This window comes from Cupriavidus sp. 01L415 (genome assembly GCF_056400065.1).
Window position 1 is genome coordinate 424,481 of the sequence record NZ_JBFTSP010000002.1, and the last position, 15,569, is coordinate 440,049.

The 15,569-nt window shown below is 66.7% G+C and carries 12 protein-coding genes and 2 tRNA genes; 5 read left to right on the plus strand and 9 right to left on the minus strand.

Annotated elements, in window-relative coordinates; genetic code table 11:
• The first annotated feature begins 250 nt into the window (after positions 1 to 250).
• From AC1DOX_RS07200 to AC1DOX_RS07210, 3 genes are all read left to right on the plus strand, one after another.
• Positions 251 to 326: transfer RNA gene (locus AC1DOX_RS07200), tRNA-Val, on the plus strand.
• A 49-nt stretch (positions 327 to 375) separates the two neighbouring features.
• Positions 376 to 452 (plus strand) — tRNA-Asp (locus AC1DOX_RS07205).
• A 183-nt stretch (positions 453 to 635) separates the two neighbouring features.
• On the plus strand, positions 636 to 2,582 hold the full coding sequence (locus AC1DOX_RS07210) for a SurA N-terminal domain-containing protein (RefSeq protein ID WP_441614458.1): 1,947 nt from the start codon (positions 636 to 638) through the stop codon (positions 2,580 to 2,582).
• Between the two features lie 266 nt (positions 2,583 to 2,848).
• Here AC1DOX_RS07210 and AC1DOX_RS07215 read toward each other — a convergent pair whose 3' ends face one another.
• Positions 2,849 to 3,463, minus strand: a complete 615-nt coding sequence (locus AC1DOX_RS07215) for an arylesterase (protein ID WP_441615051.1) — start codon at positions 3,461 to 3,463, stop codon at positions 2,849 to 2,851.
• 100 nt (positions 3,464 to 3,563) lie between these two features.
• On the opposite strand from AC1DOX_RS07215, the gene AC1DOX_RS07220 reads away from it, so the two are divergent.
• Positions 3,564 to 4,262, plus strand: a complete 699-nt coding sequence (locus tag AC1DOX_RS07220) for an ABC transporter ATP-binding protein (RefSeq protein WP_092133855.1) — start codon at positions 3,564 to 3,566, stop codon at positions 4,260 to 4,262.
• 50 nt (positions 4,263 to 4,312) lie between these two features.
• Here AC1DOX_RS07220 and pgi read toward each other — a convergent pair whose 3' ends face one another.
• The 8 genes from pgi to AC1DOX_RS07260 all read right to left on the minus strand — a co-directional run bounded on the left by pgi (position 4,313) and on the right by AC1DOX_RS07260 (position 14,609).
• A complete protein-coding gene (pgi, locus tag AC1DOX_RS07225; protein WP_441614455.1) occupies positions 4,313 to 5,941 on the minus strand; it encodes a glucose-6-phosphate isomerase in 1,629 nt (542 codons plus the stop codon).
• Positions 5,942 to 6,129: 188 nt separating this feature from the next.
• Entirely contained in the window at positions 6,130 to 7,086 is a 957-nt protein-coding gene (locus AC1DOX_RS07230; RefSeq protein WP_441614453.1) for a DMT family transporter, read from the minus strand.
• Positions 7,083 to 8,714, minus strand: a complete 1,632-nt coding sequence (locus tag AC1DOX_RS07235; RefSeq protein ID WP_441614451.1) for an NAD(P)H-hydrate dehydratase — start codon at positions 8,712 to 8,714, stop codon at positions 7,083 to 7,085. Before AC1DOX_RS07235 ends, AC1DOX_RS07230 begins: the two co-directional genes overlap by 4 nt.
• 7 nt (positions 8,715 to 8,721) lie before the next feature.
• Positions 8,722 to 10,017, minus strand: a complete 1,296-nt coding sequence (locus tag AC1DOX_RS07240) for a D-amino acid dehydrogenase (RefSeq protein WP_441614449.1) — start codon at positions 10,015 to 10,017, stop codon at positions 8,722 to 8,724.
• A gap of 140 nt (positions 10,018 to 10,157) precedes the next feature.
• Positions 10,158 to 11,468 carry a TRAP transporter large permease gene (locus AC1DOX_RS07245; protein WP_092133845.1) on the minus strand — a complete coding sequence of 437 codons (1,311 nt, stop codon included), beginning with the start codon at positions 11,466 to 11,468 and terminating at the stop codon, positions 10,158 to 10,160.
• The gene (locus AC1DOX_RS07250; RefSeq protein ID WP_092133843.1) at positions 11,468 to 12,019 is read right to left on the minus strand and encodes a TRAP transporter small permease subunit; all 552 of its coding nucleotides are present in this window, start codon (positions 12,017 to 12,019) and stop codon (positions 11,468 to 11,470) included. The genes AC1DOX_RS07245 and AC1DOX_RS07250 overlap by 1 nt, the downstream gene beginning before the upstream one ends.
• A gap of 134 nt (positions 12,020 to 12,153) precedes the next feature.
• Positions 12,154 to 13,125, minus strand: coding sequence for a TRAP transporter substrate-binding protein (locus AC1DOX_RS07255; protein WP_092133841.1), 972 nt, complete (start codon positions 13,123 to 13,125; stop codon positions 12,154 to 12,156).
• A 131-nt stretch (positions 13,126 to 13,256) separates the two neighbouring features.
• Positions 13,257 to 14,609 carry an amidase gene (locus tag AC1DOX_RS07260; protein WP_477113998.1) on the minus strand — a complete coding sequence of 451 codons (1,353 nt, stop codon included), beginning with the start codon at positions 14,607 to 14,609 and terminating at the stop codon, positions 13,257 to 13,259.
• A gap of 224 nt (positions 14,610 to 14,833) precedes the next feature.
• Between AC1DOX_RS07260 and AC1DOX_RS07265 the strand changes: the two genes are divergently transcribed.
• A complete protein-coding gene (locus AC1DOX_RS07265) occupies positions 14,834 to 15,448 on the plus strand; it encodes a winged helix DNA-binding protein (protein ID WP_441614444.1) in 615 nt (204 codons plus the stop codon).
• Positions 15,449 to 15,569: the final 121 nt, after the last annotated feature.

The window sequence follows — 15,569 nt, forward strand, 5'->3', positions numbered from 1 at the left end:
AACGCCGCGGGGTCACACCCGCGGCGTTTTTGTTTTGATGGCCGACCGGAAAGGTCATTGCGAAGCACCCGCGCGGCTCCCGCATGGGACCTGCGCGGCGACGGCAAGATTGTTGCAATCAACGCTTGGCAAACCGAAAAGTCTCGTATTACAATCGCGGCCTCGCAACGCAAACAGCGGCAAACAGCAGTAACTGCCGAGTCGTGCGAAGCGAGTTAAATCCTGCAGGCGATGCCTGCGATGGTCTAGTGGGTGCTTAGCTCAGTTGGTAGAGCGGCGCCCTTACAAGGCGTAGGTCGGGGGTTCGAGCCCCTCAGCACCCACCACTTCACCATCGCGCTCCAGGCAATGTTTTTCCCGGCAGGTACCGACACAGGAGTGGTAGTTCAGTCGGTTAGAATACCGGCCTGTCACGCCGGGGGTCGCGGGTTCGAGTCCCGTCCACTCCGCCAGATACAAACAATGCCCGCGTCAGCGGGCATTTTTGTTTTCGCGCCTGCCGTCTTCGCATTCCCGTGGTCTTTGTTCTCCACCCGCAACGTGACGTCCGCGCGTCAGCAAATCGCGGTGTAGCGGCCGGCTCCTGCTAGAATCGCGAAGTTTGTCCTTCGTGCCAACCCCTTACCCGAATCAGCATGCTTGATTTCGTACGCAACAACCGGCGCCTGATGCTTCTGCTGCTGCTGGTGCTTGTCTTCCCGTCGTTCGTGTTCTTCGGTGTCGAGAGCTACTCGCGCTTCATGGACAGCTCGCACGACGCGGCCAAAGTGGACGGTCGCGCGATCTCCGTGCAGGAAGTCGACAACGTAGTGCGGGACCAGAGCGAGCGCATGCGCCAGATGCTGGGTAACAACTACGATCCGCGCATGTTCGAGGGCGGTGCGGCACGCCAGGCCGTGCTGGATCAACTGATCCTGCAGCGCGTGGTTTCCAACGCCACCACGGAGAAGCACCTGACGGTTTCCGACGCGCAGGTTGCAGCGGCCATTCAGAACATCCCGGCGATTGCCCAGCTGAAAACCGCCGAAGGTAAGCTCGACGAAAAGGCCTACATCCAGTTGCTGGCATCGCAAGGCATGACGCCGGAGCAGTTCGATGCGCGGCTGCGCTTTGAACTGGCCACGCAGCAGCTGGGTGGCGCCATTGGCACGACGGCATTCATGCCCAAGTCCCTGCTGGACCGCCTGATCGCCATCCGCGACCAGCAGCGCGATGTGCAGGCGCTGGTGATCAAGCCCGCCGACTTCACGTCGAAGGTCAAGGTCGAGCCCGCCGCGCTGAAGGCCTACTACGATGCGCACCTGTCGACGTACACCACGCCCGAGCAGGCCAAGGTCGAGTATCTGGTGCTGTCGGGCGATGCGCTGGCCGCCAGCCAGACCGTGACGCCGGAAGAGCTGAAGTCCTTCTACGACAGCAACATCGCGCGCTTCCGTACCGAAGAGCAACGTCGTGCCAGCCACATCCTCATCGCCGCCCCGAAGGATGGCAAGGACGCCGATCGCAAGGCCGCGAAGGAAAAGGCCGAGAAGCTGCTGGCGGACCTGCGCAAGCATCCGGAGACCTTCGCCGATGTGGCGAAGAAGAATTCGCAAGACCCGGGTTCGGCGGACAAGGGCGGTGACCTCGGCTTCATGGGGCGCGGGGCACTGGTCAAGCCGTTCGAGGACGCGATGTATGCGCTCAAGGACGGCCAGATCAGCGACGTGGTGGAAACCGACTACGGCTACCACATCATCAAGCTGACGGGCCTCAAGCCGGCGGAAACGCAGTCGCTCGATGCCGTGCGCCCGGAACTGGAAGCCGAACTCAAGGAGCAGCTGGCCGGCAAGAAGTACGCGGAACTGGCCGATGCTTTCGGCAACACCGTCTACGAACAGTCCGACAGCCTCAAGGCGGCCGCCGACAAGTTCAAGCTGACGATCCAGACCGCGGACAACGTGACCCGCCAGCCGAATCCGGCCCTGGGCGCGGAGAACCCGCTGAATAACGAGAAGTTGCTCAAGGCGCTGTTCAGCGACGACGCCATCAAGAACAAGCGCAATACCGAGGCCGTCCAGGTCGGTCCGACCACGTTGGTCGCGGCCCGCATCGCGGACTATCGCCCGGCCACGCCCCGCAAGTTCGAGGATGTGGAAGCGCAGGTGCGTCGGGCCTATGTTGCCCGGCAGGCGGCCGAGCTGGCCCGCAAGGATGGCGAGGCGCGCCTGGAAGCACTGAAGAAGAGCGGCAGCGCGGAGGGTTTCGGCCCGACCATCGTCGTGTCGCGCACCAAGGCGGACGGTGTTTCGCCGAAGGCAGTGGAAGCCATCATGCGTGCCGATTCTACCAAGCTGCCGTCGGTGGTGGGCGTGGACCTGGGTGCCGAGGGTTACGGGATCTACCACATCGCGAAGGTCAGCACGCCGCCGCAAGCGAACGCCGGCCAACGCCAGGCCGAGTCGCAGCAGCTGAGCCAGCTCGCGGGACAGACCGAACTCGGCGCCTACTACGAAGCGCTGAAGGCGCGGGCCAAGGTCAAGATCCTGCGTCCGGTGGTGGCGGCCGATGCCGCCCCGGCCAGCGAGGCCGCCGCGAAGTAAGCGATGAAAATCAAGGCGGCCTGATGTCGGCCGGAATGGCGCCAGCCAGCAAAAAGCCCCTGCGGTCTTGGACACCGTGAACTGCACCCCAAAAGTTGGACACCAACTTTTGGGGTGTTTTTTATGCAGCAGGGGCTTTTTGTTTGCACCGCGTCTGCACCCGCGACTGCAACCGTATTTGCACGGTGTTTGCGTCGCAATAGCGCTGTACTAGCGGTACCCGTCGCAATGTCCGTGTGCGATGCAGCTGCGCCCGCAGCGCACGCTCAGCGTGGTTTCGAGTGCGTCTTCAGCAATGGTTTCAGTTGCGGCCAGACATTGTCGAGCAGCGTGAGCTGGGCGGCCGACGTCGGATGGATCCGATCGTCCTGAAACCAGTCGGGCCGCGTGATGACCTTGTCGAGGAAGAATGGCACCAGGCCTGCGCGATACTCCGTGGCCAGCTTGGGATACAGCGCGAAGAAGCGATCGGTGTAGTCCTGGCCGAAATTGGGGGGGATTCGCATGCCAACCAGCAGCACGCCGGCGCCGGCCTTCTGGGCATCGTTGAGAATGCTGCGCAAGTTTGATTCGATCGACGGGAGCGGCAGGCCGCGCAAGCCATCATTGGCGCCGAGTTCCACGACCACGATGGCGGGCTTGTGGCGCTTCAGCAGGTCGGGCAGGCGTGTCTTGCCGCCGATGGTGGTCTCGCCGCTGATGCTGGCATTGACGACGCTATAATCGAACCGCTCCGTGCGCAGGCGATCCTGCAGCAGGCTGACCCAACCCGTGCCGCGGGCGATGCCGTATTCGGCGGACAGGCTGTCGCCGAGCACCAGTACCGCCGGCGTGGTGGCCACTGCAGGCCTGTTGGCTGCCTGCGCCGATCCCTGTGCCATCACGTCCGGGGCCAGGGCCGCCGTCAGCGCTACCGTGGCCAGTATCGCACCGCACGCCACCAGCGCCTTGTGGCGCCAACCGTATCCAATCCACTTGCTCATGTCTTCTTCCATTCTCGCTGTCGAGTCACTCGGAAAGACCGTAGCCGACACGACGGGTTCGCTGACGATTTTGCATGACGTCTCGTTTTCCGTCACGCCTGGCGAAACGCTGGCCATTGTCGGCGCATCCGGATCGGGCAAGTCCACGTTGCTGGGCCTGCTGGCCGGGCTGGATCTGCCGAGCACCGGCGCGGTCAGGTTGCATGGGCAGGATCTGTTCACGCTGGATGAAGACCAGCGTGCCGCACTGCGCGGCCGCCATGTCGGCTTTGTGTTCCAGTCGTTCCAGCTGGTGGGGCATCTGACGGCGCTGGAGAATGTGATGCTGCCGCTGGAACTCCGCGGCGAGACGGACCGCGTGCGCGAGCGCGCCGCCGAGATGCTGGAGCGCGTGGGGCTGGGCAAGCGGCTGTCGCACTATCCACGCACGCTCTCGGGGGGCGAGCAGCAGCGCGTGGCGCTGGCACGGGCATTCGTGGCGCGGCCGGATATCCTGTTTGCGGACGAGCCGACGGGCAGCCTGGATACCGCCACCGGCGAAGCCGTGATTGCGCTGATGTTTGAACTGAACCGCGACGCGGGATCGACGCTGGTACTCGTGACGCATGACCGCTCCGTGGCGGCGCGTTGCGCGCGCATCCTCACCATCGACGCCGGCCGGGTGGCCAGCGACGAATGGATGGGCACCGAGGTGTAAAGCGGCTCAGAGATCGTTTCAGAAAGATCCTGGCGTCGTTGGGCAACCTCTCAGGCGCGCGACAGCACGCGCCGCGCGCGGGCGATCAGCGAGCGGGTCGATGCGTCGTGGGTAGCCGTCGCGCTGCCATTGAGTTCTGCCTCGATCGGGCGCGCCAGGATCTTGCCCAATTCCACACCCCATTGATCGAACGAATTGATATTCCACACCACGCCCTGCACGAACGTGCGGTGCTCGTATAGCGCGATCAGGGCGCCGAGTACGTGGGGCGTCAGGTCTTCCATCAGCAGGGTGTTGCTCGGCCGGTTGCCATCGAACACCATGTGCGGGATGCGCGCCTCGTCCGTGATGCCGGCGGCGCGGAGCTCTTCCACGCTGCGGCCGCGCATCAGCGCCTCGCCTTGCGCAAAACAGTTGGCCAGCAGCTTGGCGTGATGGCCGGGCAGTTCGCGCGGCGGCACCAGCGGCGCGACGAAATCCACCGGCACGATCTGCGAGCCCTGGTGAATCATCTGGAAGTAGGCGTGTTGTCCATTGGTGCCGGCCGTGCCCCAGACCACCGGCGACGTGTGCGCGCGCACGGCTTTGCCGTCGAGTTGCACGGACTTGCCGTTGCTCTCCATTTCCAGTTGCTGCAGGAAGGCGGGAAACAGCTCGAGCGACGTCGAATACGGCGCCATGCAGCTCGTCGGCATGCCGTGGAAGTTGCGGTACCAGATGCCGAGCGTGCCCATGACCACCGGCATGTTGCGCGCCAGCGGGGCGGTGCGGAAGTGCTCGTCCATGGCGCGTGCGCCAAGCAGCAAGTCCTCGAACGCATCGAACCCCACGGCGAGCGCGATCGAGAGGCCCACTGACGACCACAGCGAGAAGCGGCCACCGATCCAGTCCCAGAATTCGAACATATTGGCGGGATCGATGCCGAAGTCGGTCACGGCTTCGCGATTGGTCGATACCGCCACGAAATGCCGTGCGAGCTGGCTCGCGGCCACGCCCTTGCGCAGGAACCAGTCCCGCGCGCTGCAGGCGTTGGCCATCGTCTCGAGCGTGGTGAACGTCTTGGAGCAAACGATCACCAGCGTACGGGCCGGGTCCAGGCGCACCAGCGTTTCGGCCAGCTCGGTGCCGTCCACGTTGGAAACGAAATGCATGCGCGGGCCGGCGGGATCGGCCAGATGCGCCAGCGCGCGGCAGACCATGCGCGGGCCCAGGTCCGAACCGCCGATGCCGATATTGACGATATCGGTGATGGCGTGACCCGTCGATCCGGTCCATGCGCCGCTGCGCACGCGTTCGCAGAAATCCCGCATCCGGCGCAGCACGTCGTGAATGCCGGGCATGACCGACGCGCCATCAACCTTGAACGGCGCATCAGGCCGAGCGCGCAGGGCCACATGCAGGGCGGCCCGGTCCTCGGTGGCGTTGATATGCTCGCCCGCGAACATGGCGTCGCGGCGCTGGCTCACGCCGGCTTCTTCGGCGAGCTTCATGAGCAGCGCGAAGGTCTCGGACGTGATGCGGTTCTTGGAGTAGTCCAGGTACAGGCCGGCGGCTTCCAGCGAGAAGTCCTCGACCCGTCGCCCGGCGTCGGCGTCGGCAAACCACTCGCGCATCGGCGTATCGCGAATGGCATCGAGGTGTTGGCGGAGGGCGTCCCAGGCGTGGAGGTCAGTCGGCATGCGGTCTTCTGTAGTTCAGGGGCGAAGGCCCGTCAAGCGGGCCAAGGCAAGTATACCGCCGGCGTGTGATGACAAATGCGCGAAGTCGCACAGCTTTTGTAAGCATTTCTGATTGCCGGCGGGCAGCCACATACCACCTTAGCAGGCGCGGATCGCCAACCCTATCGGTCGTTGTCCGACGTGAGAGCTCAAGTGCGCGGGCGGCCGCGTGCGGGCAACCGGGCGGCGACGGCGCGCAGCACGGGCTCGCCGCCTGCCACGCACACACCGCCGGCGCAGATCACGGCGATGCCCAGTGCTGTGGTCCAGTCCGGCAATTGTCCGAATGCGAAGTAACCGACGGCGGTGGCCGAGAGGATCTGCAAGTACAGGAAAGGACTCAGGAAGGATGCGTCGGCGTACTGGAACGCACGGATCACAAAATAGTGGCCGAGCGATCCCGTGATCCCGGCGGACAGCAGCAGCGCGCATTGCAGCAGCGTCGGCACGGCTTCGAACCAGAAGAAGGGCACGAGCAACGTGGTCAGCGCCGCGCCGGTCACGCCACTCTGGATCAGCGTGGTCATCGGTGCGTCATGGGCGGCGATGCGACGCGTCAGCATCTGCAGCAGCGCGAACAGCAGCGCGGACAACAGGCCGAGGCCAACGCCCAGCGGGCTCAGTTCGCCACCCGGCCGTACCACCACAAGCATGCCCGCAAAACCGATGCCCACGCCGATCCAGCGCGTCCAGCGCGCGTGCGGGCCGGGACGCTCGCCCAGCAGCCATGGCGACATCGCCACCACGAACAGCGGTGCGCAGAAGTTGAGGGCGGTGGCCTGCGCCAGCGGCATCAGCCGCAGCACGCTGAAGAAGACCAGCGTCGATGCCAGCATCAGCCCGCCCCGCAACCATTGCAGCCGCGGCTGTGCGGGGCGCGACTGCTGCTGCCATCGCGCCGGCCCCAGCAGCAGGAAAATCGCGGCCACATGGCCGAGGTAGCGCACCCACGCCACGGCGACCACGGGCAGGCCCTGCTGCGTCAGCGTCTTGCCGGTGGCGTCAAGCAGGCTCAGGATCCACTGGCCTATGACCAGCAGCACAATGCCGGTAAGCAGGCGGCGGCGCGGATCTTCGGTGGTAACGATCGAGGCGGCCTGGGTCATGCCGCGGCGCCTCGCAGCAATGTGTTGAGCACCTCGCGCGCAGGCAGGCAGAGCTCGCTGGCCGTCATCCCGGCCGGGCCGGTGCCGGTTGCGACGAGTCGGTCGGCCGCGCGGCCATGGATCCACACCGCCGCGCGTGCGGCCGCTGGCACGGGCATGCCCTGTGCGAGGAAGGCGCCGATCATGCCAGCCAGCACGTCGCCCGTGCCAGCCGTCGCCAGCGCGGCATTGCCGGTCGGGTTGATCGCCATCGGCGTGCCGTCGGCATCGGCGATCACGGTGCCCGATCCCTTCAGCACGATGGTGGCCCGCCATGCCGTGGCCAGCGCGGCGGCAGCCGCCAGCCGGTCGCGCTGGATCTCCGCGACGGCGCAGCCCATCAGGCGGGCGGCTTCGAGCGGATGCGGGGTCATCACATGGGCGAGCCCGCTATCGCGCAACGCCTGCGCCAGCGCGGCGTCCGACGCCAGCAAGTTGAGCGCGTCGGCATCGATCACCAGCGACGGCGGCGAGGCCGCATTGGCGCACGCGTCGATCAACTGGCCCAGTTGCTTGCGCGCGGCCGCGCCGGTACCCATGCCAGGGCCGGCCACAACCGCGGTCATCGCATCGAAGGCGATCTCCGCCACCGGATGCAGCATCAGCTCCGGGTGCACCGGGTCGATCACGGGCGCGGGCTGGGCGAGGAAACCCACATGCACGCGGCCCGCGCCGAGATAGAGGCCCGCGCGCGCGCCGAGCAGCGGCGCCCCGGTCATGCCAAGACTGCCGCCGATCACGGCCAGCGACCCGAAATGGCCTTTGTTCGCGGCGTGCTGTCGCGCCGGCAATGCCTGCACGAAACCGACTGGCTGGTTGACGCAGGCCACGGCCGCTTCCGTCGGCGGATAGGGCAGACCGAGCGGCGCGATGTCGATCTCGCCCGCGCAGTCGCGACCATCCAGCGTCAGCAGGCCGGGCTTGGCGGCCAGGAAGGTCAGCGTGCGCCGGGCGCGCACGGCGGGCTGCCCGGCGCCGGTATCGGCAAAAAGGCCGCTTGGGATGTCGAGTGCGAATACCGGCAGCCCGGAGGCGTTCAGATGGTCGATCCAGCGGGCGACGGCGCCGTCCGCTGCGCGGTTCAGGCCGATGCCAAGCAGTCCGTCGACGATTGCTGTACATGCAGTGGGCCAGGGCGGCAGCGTCGTGTTGGCGTCCGGCGGCAAGGACATCAAGGGAACACCGGCCGTGCGCGCCTCCAGCCAGGCCCGTGCCGCATCGGCGGGCAGGCGGTCCGGCTCGGCGGTCAGCCACGCTTCCACCTGGCGGCCGGCCTGGTGCAGCCGCGTGGCCGCGACCAGTGCATCGCCGCCATTGTTGCCCGGTCCGGCCAGGAAGAGGATGCGTCCTGCCGGCACGTGCTGTGCCACCCAGTCGGCGGCGGCCGCGCCGGCGCGGGCCATCAGCGTGAAGGGGGGCAATGCCGCCAGTCCGGCCTGCTCGATCCGACGGATCGTAGCCACATCGTGGAGCGGGGTCGCGTCGGCGCCGGTCGCGTCGAGTGGCAGCCATGCGGGCTCGGTGGGTGTGGCGGGTCGCGGTGCAGGGGATGCAGGGGACGAAGGGGACGAAGAGGCGGTGGCGTTCATGTCGGGGTCAGTCAGGCGCTAGCCCGTAGCGCGCCGGGGTCAGGCCTTCCATGTCGATGGCAGGCCCATCACCCTGTCCCGCGCTGGCGGCGATCTGGTCGGCCGCAATTTTGCCCGATCCGCAACTCATCGCCCAGCCCGTCGAGCCGTGGCCAAGGTTCAGGAACAGGCCCGGCACGCTGGTCGCCCCGATCAGCGGCGGTCCGTCGGGCAGCATCGGCCGGGCGCCGGCCCAGAGCGTGGCTTCGTTGTAGTGGCCGGCCACGGGAAACCAGTCGCGCGCCACCCTGATCAGCGTGCGCAGGGCGGCCGGCCGCAGGTCCAGCCGGCGCGAGCCCAGTTCCGCCGTTCCGGCCACACGCAGCCGGTTGCCCATGCGCGTGATGGCCACCTTGAACGACTCGTCCATCAGCGCCCCAAGGGGGGCCTGCAGTTCGTCGCGGACCATCACCGTCGCGGAGTAGCCCTTGACCGGGTACAGCGGCACGCGCAACCCCAGCGGGCGCAGCAGCGCCGCGCTGCCGACGCCGGCGGCCATCAGCACACGGTCCGCGCTCAGCGTTTCCGCCGTGGCGCCACGGCCTGGCGCGGCAAGTTCCACCGTCAGGCCATCCTCCTTGCCGGCGCGCAGGCGGGCCACGCTGGTTTCGAAGCGGAACTTCACGCCGGCTGCATCGGCAAGCTGGTGCAGGCGACGTACGAACATCGGGCAGTTGCCCGACTCGTCCTCCGGCAGGTGGAGTCCGCCGGCCAGCGCCGTATCGTCGGCGAGTCCCGGCTCAAGCTGGCGGCAAGCGCCGGCATCGATCAGCCGGTGGGGCACATTGTTCTCGCGCAGCAACGCCAGCGCGGGCGCGGCCATGTCAACGTCCTGCTGCGTGCGGAACAGTTGTAGGTAGCCGCGCGACTGCTCGTACTCGATCTCGAGTTCCGCGCGCAACCGGTGCATGCATTCGCGGCTGTAGAAGGCCACGCGCTGCATGCGCAGCTTGTTGGCGCGGTAGCGCTCGGGATGGCATTCGCGCAGCCAGCGGGCGATCCACCGCCACATCGCGGGGTCCGCGCTGGGGCGGAACAGCACCGGCGACTCGCGCTGGAACAGCGCGTGAAGAATCTTGCGGGGCATGCCCGGGGCCGCCCAGGGCGTGACATAGCCGGGCGCGATGACGCCTGCGTTGCCGAAGCTGGCTTCCTGCGCGGGCGCGCCGCGCCGGTCCAGTACGGTGACTTCGAAGCCCGCCTGGCGCAGGTACCAGGCGGAGCAGACGCCGATTGCGCCGGCGCCGATGACGATGACGTGCATCTTGGTGGTGTTTCCTGTGGATGACCCCCTCTGGCCTGCCGTCCCGATCCCCGATCCCCGATCCCCGTATCCCGTATTTCCGTCTGCCTCTCGGCCACGTACCGCCTGTTTGCGGCGCGCTCGTTGGCGCGCCGCTGTCTCTATTTAAGTTCCTTCGCCATCACCACGTCCGGCAGCCAGGTGACCACGGTGGGCCACACGGTGATGATGCCGATGGCGACCACCATCATCATGAAGAACGGCAATGACACTCTGGCGATGTAGTTGCTGTCCTTCCCGGTCATGCTTTGTAGCACGAACAGGTTAAAGCCGACCGGCGGCGTGACTTCGGCGATCTCCACCAGCAGGACGATGAAGATGCCGAACCATACCAGATCGAAGCCGGCCGCCTGCACCATCGGCAGGACCGTGGCCGTGGTCAGCGCGATCATCGAGATGCCGTCGAGCGCCGTGCCGAGCAGGATGTAGATGATGGTCAGCACCGCGATCAGCGACCAGGGCGACAGGTGCAGCGCCGCCACCCATTCGGCCAATGCGCGCGGGATGCCGGTAAAGCTCATCGTCACGGACAGGAACGAGGTGGCGCCCAGCACGAACATGATCATCGCGGTCAGTCGCGTGGCCGACATCAGGCTTTCCCAGAATGCCTTGCGCGTGAGCGAGCCGCCGGCCCAGGCCAGCGCGAGCGACGCCACCACGCCGTAGGCCGCGGCCTCCGTGGCGGTGGAGTAGCCGGCCATCATGATCCAGGTGATGAACGCGATCAGGATGATGCAGGGCATGAGCTGGCGGATGGATGCCAGCCGCGCGCGCCAGCCATAGGTTTCCGCAGCCGGCGTCTTTTCCGGATTCATCAGCGCCCAGACCACGATATAGCCCGAGAACAGTAGCATCAGCAGCAGGCCCGGCAGGAAGCCGGCCAGGAACACGCGAATGATCGATACATCGGCCGAGACCGCATAGACCACCATGGTGATCGACGGCGGAATCAGGATGCCGAGCGTGCCGGCCGTGGAGAGCGACCCGAGCGTGATGCGCTCGTCGTAGCCGCGCCGCGTGAGTTCGGGCAGGGCGGATTTGGCGATGGTCGCGCACGTGGCGGCCGACGACCCCGACACCGAGCCGAAGATGCCGCAGCCGAGGATGTTCACGTGCATCAGCCGGCCAGGCAGCCAGTTGAGCCAGGGCGACAGGCCGTTGAACATCTGCTCGGACAGCTTGGTCCGGAACAGGATCTCGCCCATCCAGACAAAAAGCGGCAGCGACGCGAGCGTATAGGATGCGCTCGACGACCACCACGCGTTGGCCAGGTTCACTAGCGCATCGTGGTCGGAGAAGATCACCAGCCCGGCCCACGAGGTCACGGCGATGGCCACGGGAATCCAGGCGCCGACCGCCAGGAAGATGATCATCACCACCAGCAGGATCAGGGCAACGAGTACGGTGCTCATCAGACGGTCTCCCCAAAATCACCGGAGGCCAGCTTGGCTTCCTGCGCCAACTGGTAGCGGGGCTTCTGCCGGCGCACCACGCGCAGCCATTCATCAGCGACGGCCAGCAGGAATCCCAGGGCGCCAATCACCGCGAAGCTCTGCGGAATCCACAGCGGGATGACGATCTGGCCCTGCGACACATCGCCGATGTCCCAGCTCTGCCATGCGAAGGTGCCGAGCGCCCAGGCGGCATAGCCGGAGAACACCAGGCAGATGGTGAGCGAGAGGACTTCCAGCACCCAGCGGCGCTTCGGGCCCACGGCTTCCAGCAGCATCTCCACGCGGACGATGCCGCCGTGCTGGAAGGTCTGGCCGAGAATCAGGAAGGCGGACGCGGCGCACAGCCACGCGACGATGTCATCGCCGCCCTTGAAGGTCATATTGGTTTCGCGCGAGATCGACATCGCAATCATCACGATGCAGACGGCGAGGATGCAAAGCGCGCCGAGCACGGCGCAGACATCGAGCAGGTGGTCCAGCCAGCGCTTGCGAGGGGTGGGGGCTTCCATGGTGCCTCTGGGGGGCTACGTACAGCCAAGAAATGAAAAGGGCGGGGCTTCCCGGCACGCAGACGGCCGTGGCCGTCCGCGTGCGCGGTGCGGAGAGATGCGGCGTGCAGGCTGCGGACAGGCCGCGGACAGGTTTACTTCCTGTACGCGTCGAGGATCGCCTTGCCGTCGTCGCCCGCGCTCTTCGCCCATTCGTCCACCATGACCTGGCCAACCTTCTGCATATCGGTCTTCAGTTGCGGGGAGGGCGGCGCCACCGACATGCCGTTCTTGGACAGCGTGGCCAGGTACTCGCGGGTCTTCTGCTCGGAAACTTGCCAGCCGCGCTTCTCGGCATCGGCCACGGCCTTGAGCAGCGCGTCCTGCGTGGGCTTGTCGAGCGCGGCGAAGGCCTTCTTGCTGACCACCAGCATGTTCTTCGGCAGCCAGGCATCCACGGTGTAGAAGTACTTCACGGACTCCCATACCTTGGTGTCCACACCGGTGGCGCCTGAGGACATGAACGAGTTGACGGTGCCCGTGGCCAGCGCCTGCGCCAGGTCGGCGGCCTGGATCGTCACCGGCTGCGCGCTGACCAGTTCGGCGATCTTGGAGGTGGCGGGGTTATAGGCGCGCCACTTCAGGCCCTTCATGTCGGTGGCGCTGTTGAGCGGCTTGTTGGCGTAGATGCCTTGCGGCGGCCAGGCCACCGCGTAGAGCAGCTTCATACCCTGGCGGTCCAGCACCTTGTCCGTGACGGGCTTCGAGGCCTGCCAGAGCTTGTACGAATCGCCGTAGCTGGTGGCCAGGAACGGCACGGCATCGACGCCAAACACGGGGTTCTCGTTGGCCAGCGTCGACATTAGGATTTCGCCCATCTGCACCTGGCCGGTCTGCACGCCGCGCTTGATCTCGTTGGCCTTCAGCAGCGAGCCATTGGGGTGCAGCACGATCTTGAGCTTGCCGCCGGTGGCCTTTTCGACGTCATTGGCCATCTGCTGCAGGTTTTCCGTGTGGAGGTTGGTGGCCGGATATCCCGTGGGCAGGTCCCACTTGGTTTCCGCCCGTGCCGCCGTGGCGACCAGCAGCATGCCCGCCGCCGCGACTGCCATTGCCTTGACTCGCATCTCGATCTCTCCTGGTGTTGCGCAAGGGCGCCTGCCCGACTGCGCGGGTTTGGGACTACCTGGAGGCCGCTGCACATGTCTCAGATGTTTGAGACATGCGTGGCAGCCGCGATCACGGGCGTGGCGGTGGCTCAGCCGCCGCGCTGTGAAGGTTGGACGATGGCTTCCAATGCAAGGGCCGTGCCCAGCAACTGCGCGTCGCGCATCGGGCCGTGGGACAGCATCAGGCCGACCGGCAGTTCGCCGGGCGCGTGGCACGGCATCGAGACCGAGCAGCCATCGAGAAAATTGAATGCAGAGGTATTGCGCAAGAGCAGGCCATTGGTGCGGAAGAACAGCGCATCGTCACCAACGAGCGGCGCGATGGCGGGCGCGACCATCGGTACCGTGGGGCAGACCACGGCGTCAAACGATGCCAGGCGGGCTTCCATGCGGGCGATCCAGTCGAGCCGCGCACGGTGCAGGGCGATGTAGTCCGCGGCGCTCATCGCGGCACCGCGTTCGATACGCGCCAGCACGCGCGGATCGTACTGGTCCCGATGCGTGGCCATCAGCGCGCGATGGTGGGCATACGCCTCCGGCGCGGAAAAACCGCCGGCCGCGTTGAGGCCCGCCAGTTCGTTCAGCTCCGGCAGGTCCACATGTTCGATCCGTACGCCCGCGGCGGACAGCCGGCCGATGGCGCGGTCGAAGGCCCGCGCGACGGCGTCGTCCAGATCGTCCAGTAGCAACTGGCGCGGGATCGCCAGCCGGATCGCCCCGGCCGCCGTCACGCGCGGGATGACGGGCGCATCGGCGATCACGCTGTCGACGGCGATGCAATCCGACAAGGTGCGAGCCATGGCGCAGGCGGTGTCCAGCGTATAGGACAGCGGGAAAGCCCCGGCAAGCGGTACACGGCGTGCCGTGGGCTTGAAGCCGGTGATGCCGCACAGTGCGGCTGGAATGCGGATCGACCCGCCTGTATCGCTGCCCAGAGCCGCCACGGCGGCACCGATTGCCACGGAAACCGCCGCGCCGGATGACGATCCGCCCGGGATGCGTGCGACGGCCGTGCCGCACGGATTCACCGGTGTGCCGAAATGGGGATTGATGCCAACGCCCGAGAACGCGAACTCGGTCATGTTGGTGCGGCCGACCAGTGCCGCGCCCGCATCGCGCAGGCGGGCGACCACGGTGGCGTCGGCGGCGGCAGGCACTGCATCCTGCCGCGCGGCGGAGCCGGCGCGGGTGACCTCGCCGGCCACATCGAACAAGTCCTTGATCGACACCGGCAGGCCCGCCAGCGGATGCAGCGGCTTGCCTGCGCGCGCTGCGGCATCGGCGGCGCGGGCCACCTGGCTGGCGGCGTCGAAGGTCGGGTGCAGGAAAACCGCGTTGCCGGCCGGGCTGGCGGCCGCGGCGGCGGCCTGGGCGATCAGGTCGGTGCGGCAGGTGGTGCCGGCGCGCAGGGCGGCGTGCAGGGTGTCGAGGTCAGGCAGCATGTCGCGGGTGCGCAGGCGGGAGACGGGAAAAGGCGCCGCAACATGAGGCCGCTTTCACCCATTGCCTGTGTGAATTAAAGTGTTCATGCTCATAATTTGCCAATAAACTGTCAAGCCAAAATTGCCCGGTGGCGCTTCGGGCTTTCACCTATCGCCATCCGCGCCACGCCGGCGTTTGCCGCGCGAATCGGGTCATTGATATCCAGGAACAGGAGACTTTTCGCATGGCACGCAAGCCAGTCCAGATCCCGTCCGGTGCCGTGCCTGCATCGACCGCCCCCCACGCCCCAGCCCCGTCGTCAGCCTCATTGCCGGCCCCTTCGCTGGCCCGTGCTGCGGGCGTCAACATCGTGTCCTCGTCGCATCTGGTGTCCGTGCGCAGCCCGGAACTGTCCGAGTTCGAGTTCGGGTTGAACACGGCTTACAACGCCTACAGCCGCTGGGTCGTGCGCTGCATGGGCGCGGCGGGAGTGCGCGACCTGACCTTCCTCGATGTGCTGGTGCTGCACCATGTGAACCACCGTGGCCGCGCCAAGCGGCTGGCCGATATCTGCTTCGTGCTGAACGTGGAGGACACCCACCTGGTGACGTACGCGCTCAAGAAGCTGGCGGGCCTGGGGCTCGTGGCGGGCGAGCGGGTGGGCAAGGAAGCCACCTATGCGACCACCCAGGCCGGTACCGAGGCTTGCGCGCGCTATCGCGAGATCCGCGAGCAGTGCCTGACCAGCAATTTCACCGAGGGCAGCGAGGAAAATCTGGAGATTGGCGAGCTGGCGCGGCTGCTACGGGTGCTGACTGGCCTGTACGAGCAGGCCGCGCGGTCGGCGACGTCGCTCTGACCGGCCCGGTGCGCTGTCCTCTTTTCAGTGTGGGTTCGGCGTCACCTGGGTGCCGCAACGCGTTGTTCCGGACGCGCCAAACCGAAGTGCTTTATAGGGCACCAAAACGGTGCCGCGCCCA

Excerpts from the sequence above, each read along its gene's own strand:
- AC1DOX_RS07210 (WP_441614458.1), top strand. The coding sequence starts at position 636 with ATGCTTGATTTCGTACGCAACAACCGGCGCCTGATGCTTCTGCTGCTG.
- AC1DOX_RS07215 (WP_441615051.1), bottom strand. The coding sequence starts at position 3,463 with ATGGCACAGGGATCGGCGCAGGCAGCCAACAGGCCTGCAGTGGCCACC.
- AC1DOX_RS07220 (WP_092133855.1), top strand. The coding sequence starts at position 3,564 with ATGTCTTCTTCCATTCTCGCTGTCGAGTCACTCGGAAAGACCGTAGCC.
- pgi (WP_441614455.1), bottom strand. The coding sequence starts at position 5,941 with ATGCCGACTGACCTCCACGCCTGGGACGCCCTCCGCCAACACCTCGAT.
- AC1DOX_RS07230 (WP_441614453.1), bottom strand. The coding sequence starts at position 7,086 with ATGACCCAGGCCGCCTCGATCGTTACCACCGAAGATCCGCGCCGCCGC.
- AC1DOX_RS07235 (WP_441614451.1), bottom strand. The coding sequence starts at position 8,714 with ATGAACGCCACCGCCTCTTCGTCCCCTTCGTCCCCTGCATCCCCTGCA.
- AC1DOX_RS07240 (WP_441614449.1), bottom strand. The coding sequence starts at position 10,017 with ATGCACGTCATCGTCATCGGCGCCGGCGCAATCGGCGTCTGCTCCGCC.
- AC1DOX_RS07245 (WP_092133845.1), bottom strand. The coding sequence starts at position 11,468 with ATGAGCACCGTACTCGTTGCCCTGATCCTGCTGGTGGTGATGATCATC.
- AC1DOX_RS07250 (WP_092133843.1), bottom strand. The coding sequence starts at position 12,019 with ATGGAAGCCCCCACCCCTCGCAAGCGCTGGCTGGACCACCTGCTCGAT.
- AC1DOX_RS07255 (WP_092133841.1), bottom strand. The coding sequence starts at position 13,125 with ATGCGAGTCAAGGCAATGGCAGTCGCGGCGGCGGGCATGCTGCTGGTC.
- AC1DOX_RS07260 (WP_477113998.1), bottom strand. The coding sequence starts at position 14,609 with ATGCTGCCTGACCTCGACACCCTGCACGCCGCCCTGCGCGCCGGCACC.
- AC1DOX_RS07265 (WP_441614444.1), top strand. The coding sequence starts at position 14,834 with ATGGCACGCAAGCCAGTCCAGATCCCGTCCGGTGCCGTGCCTGCATCG.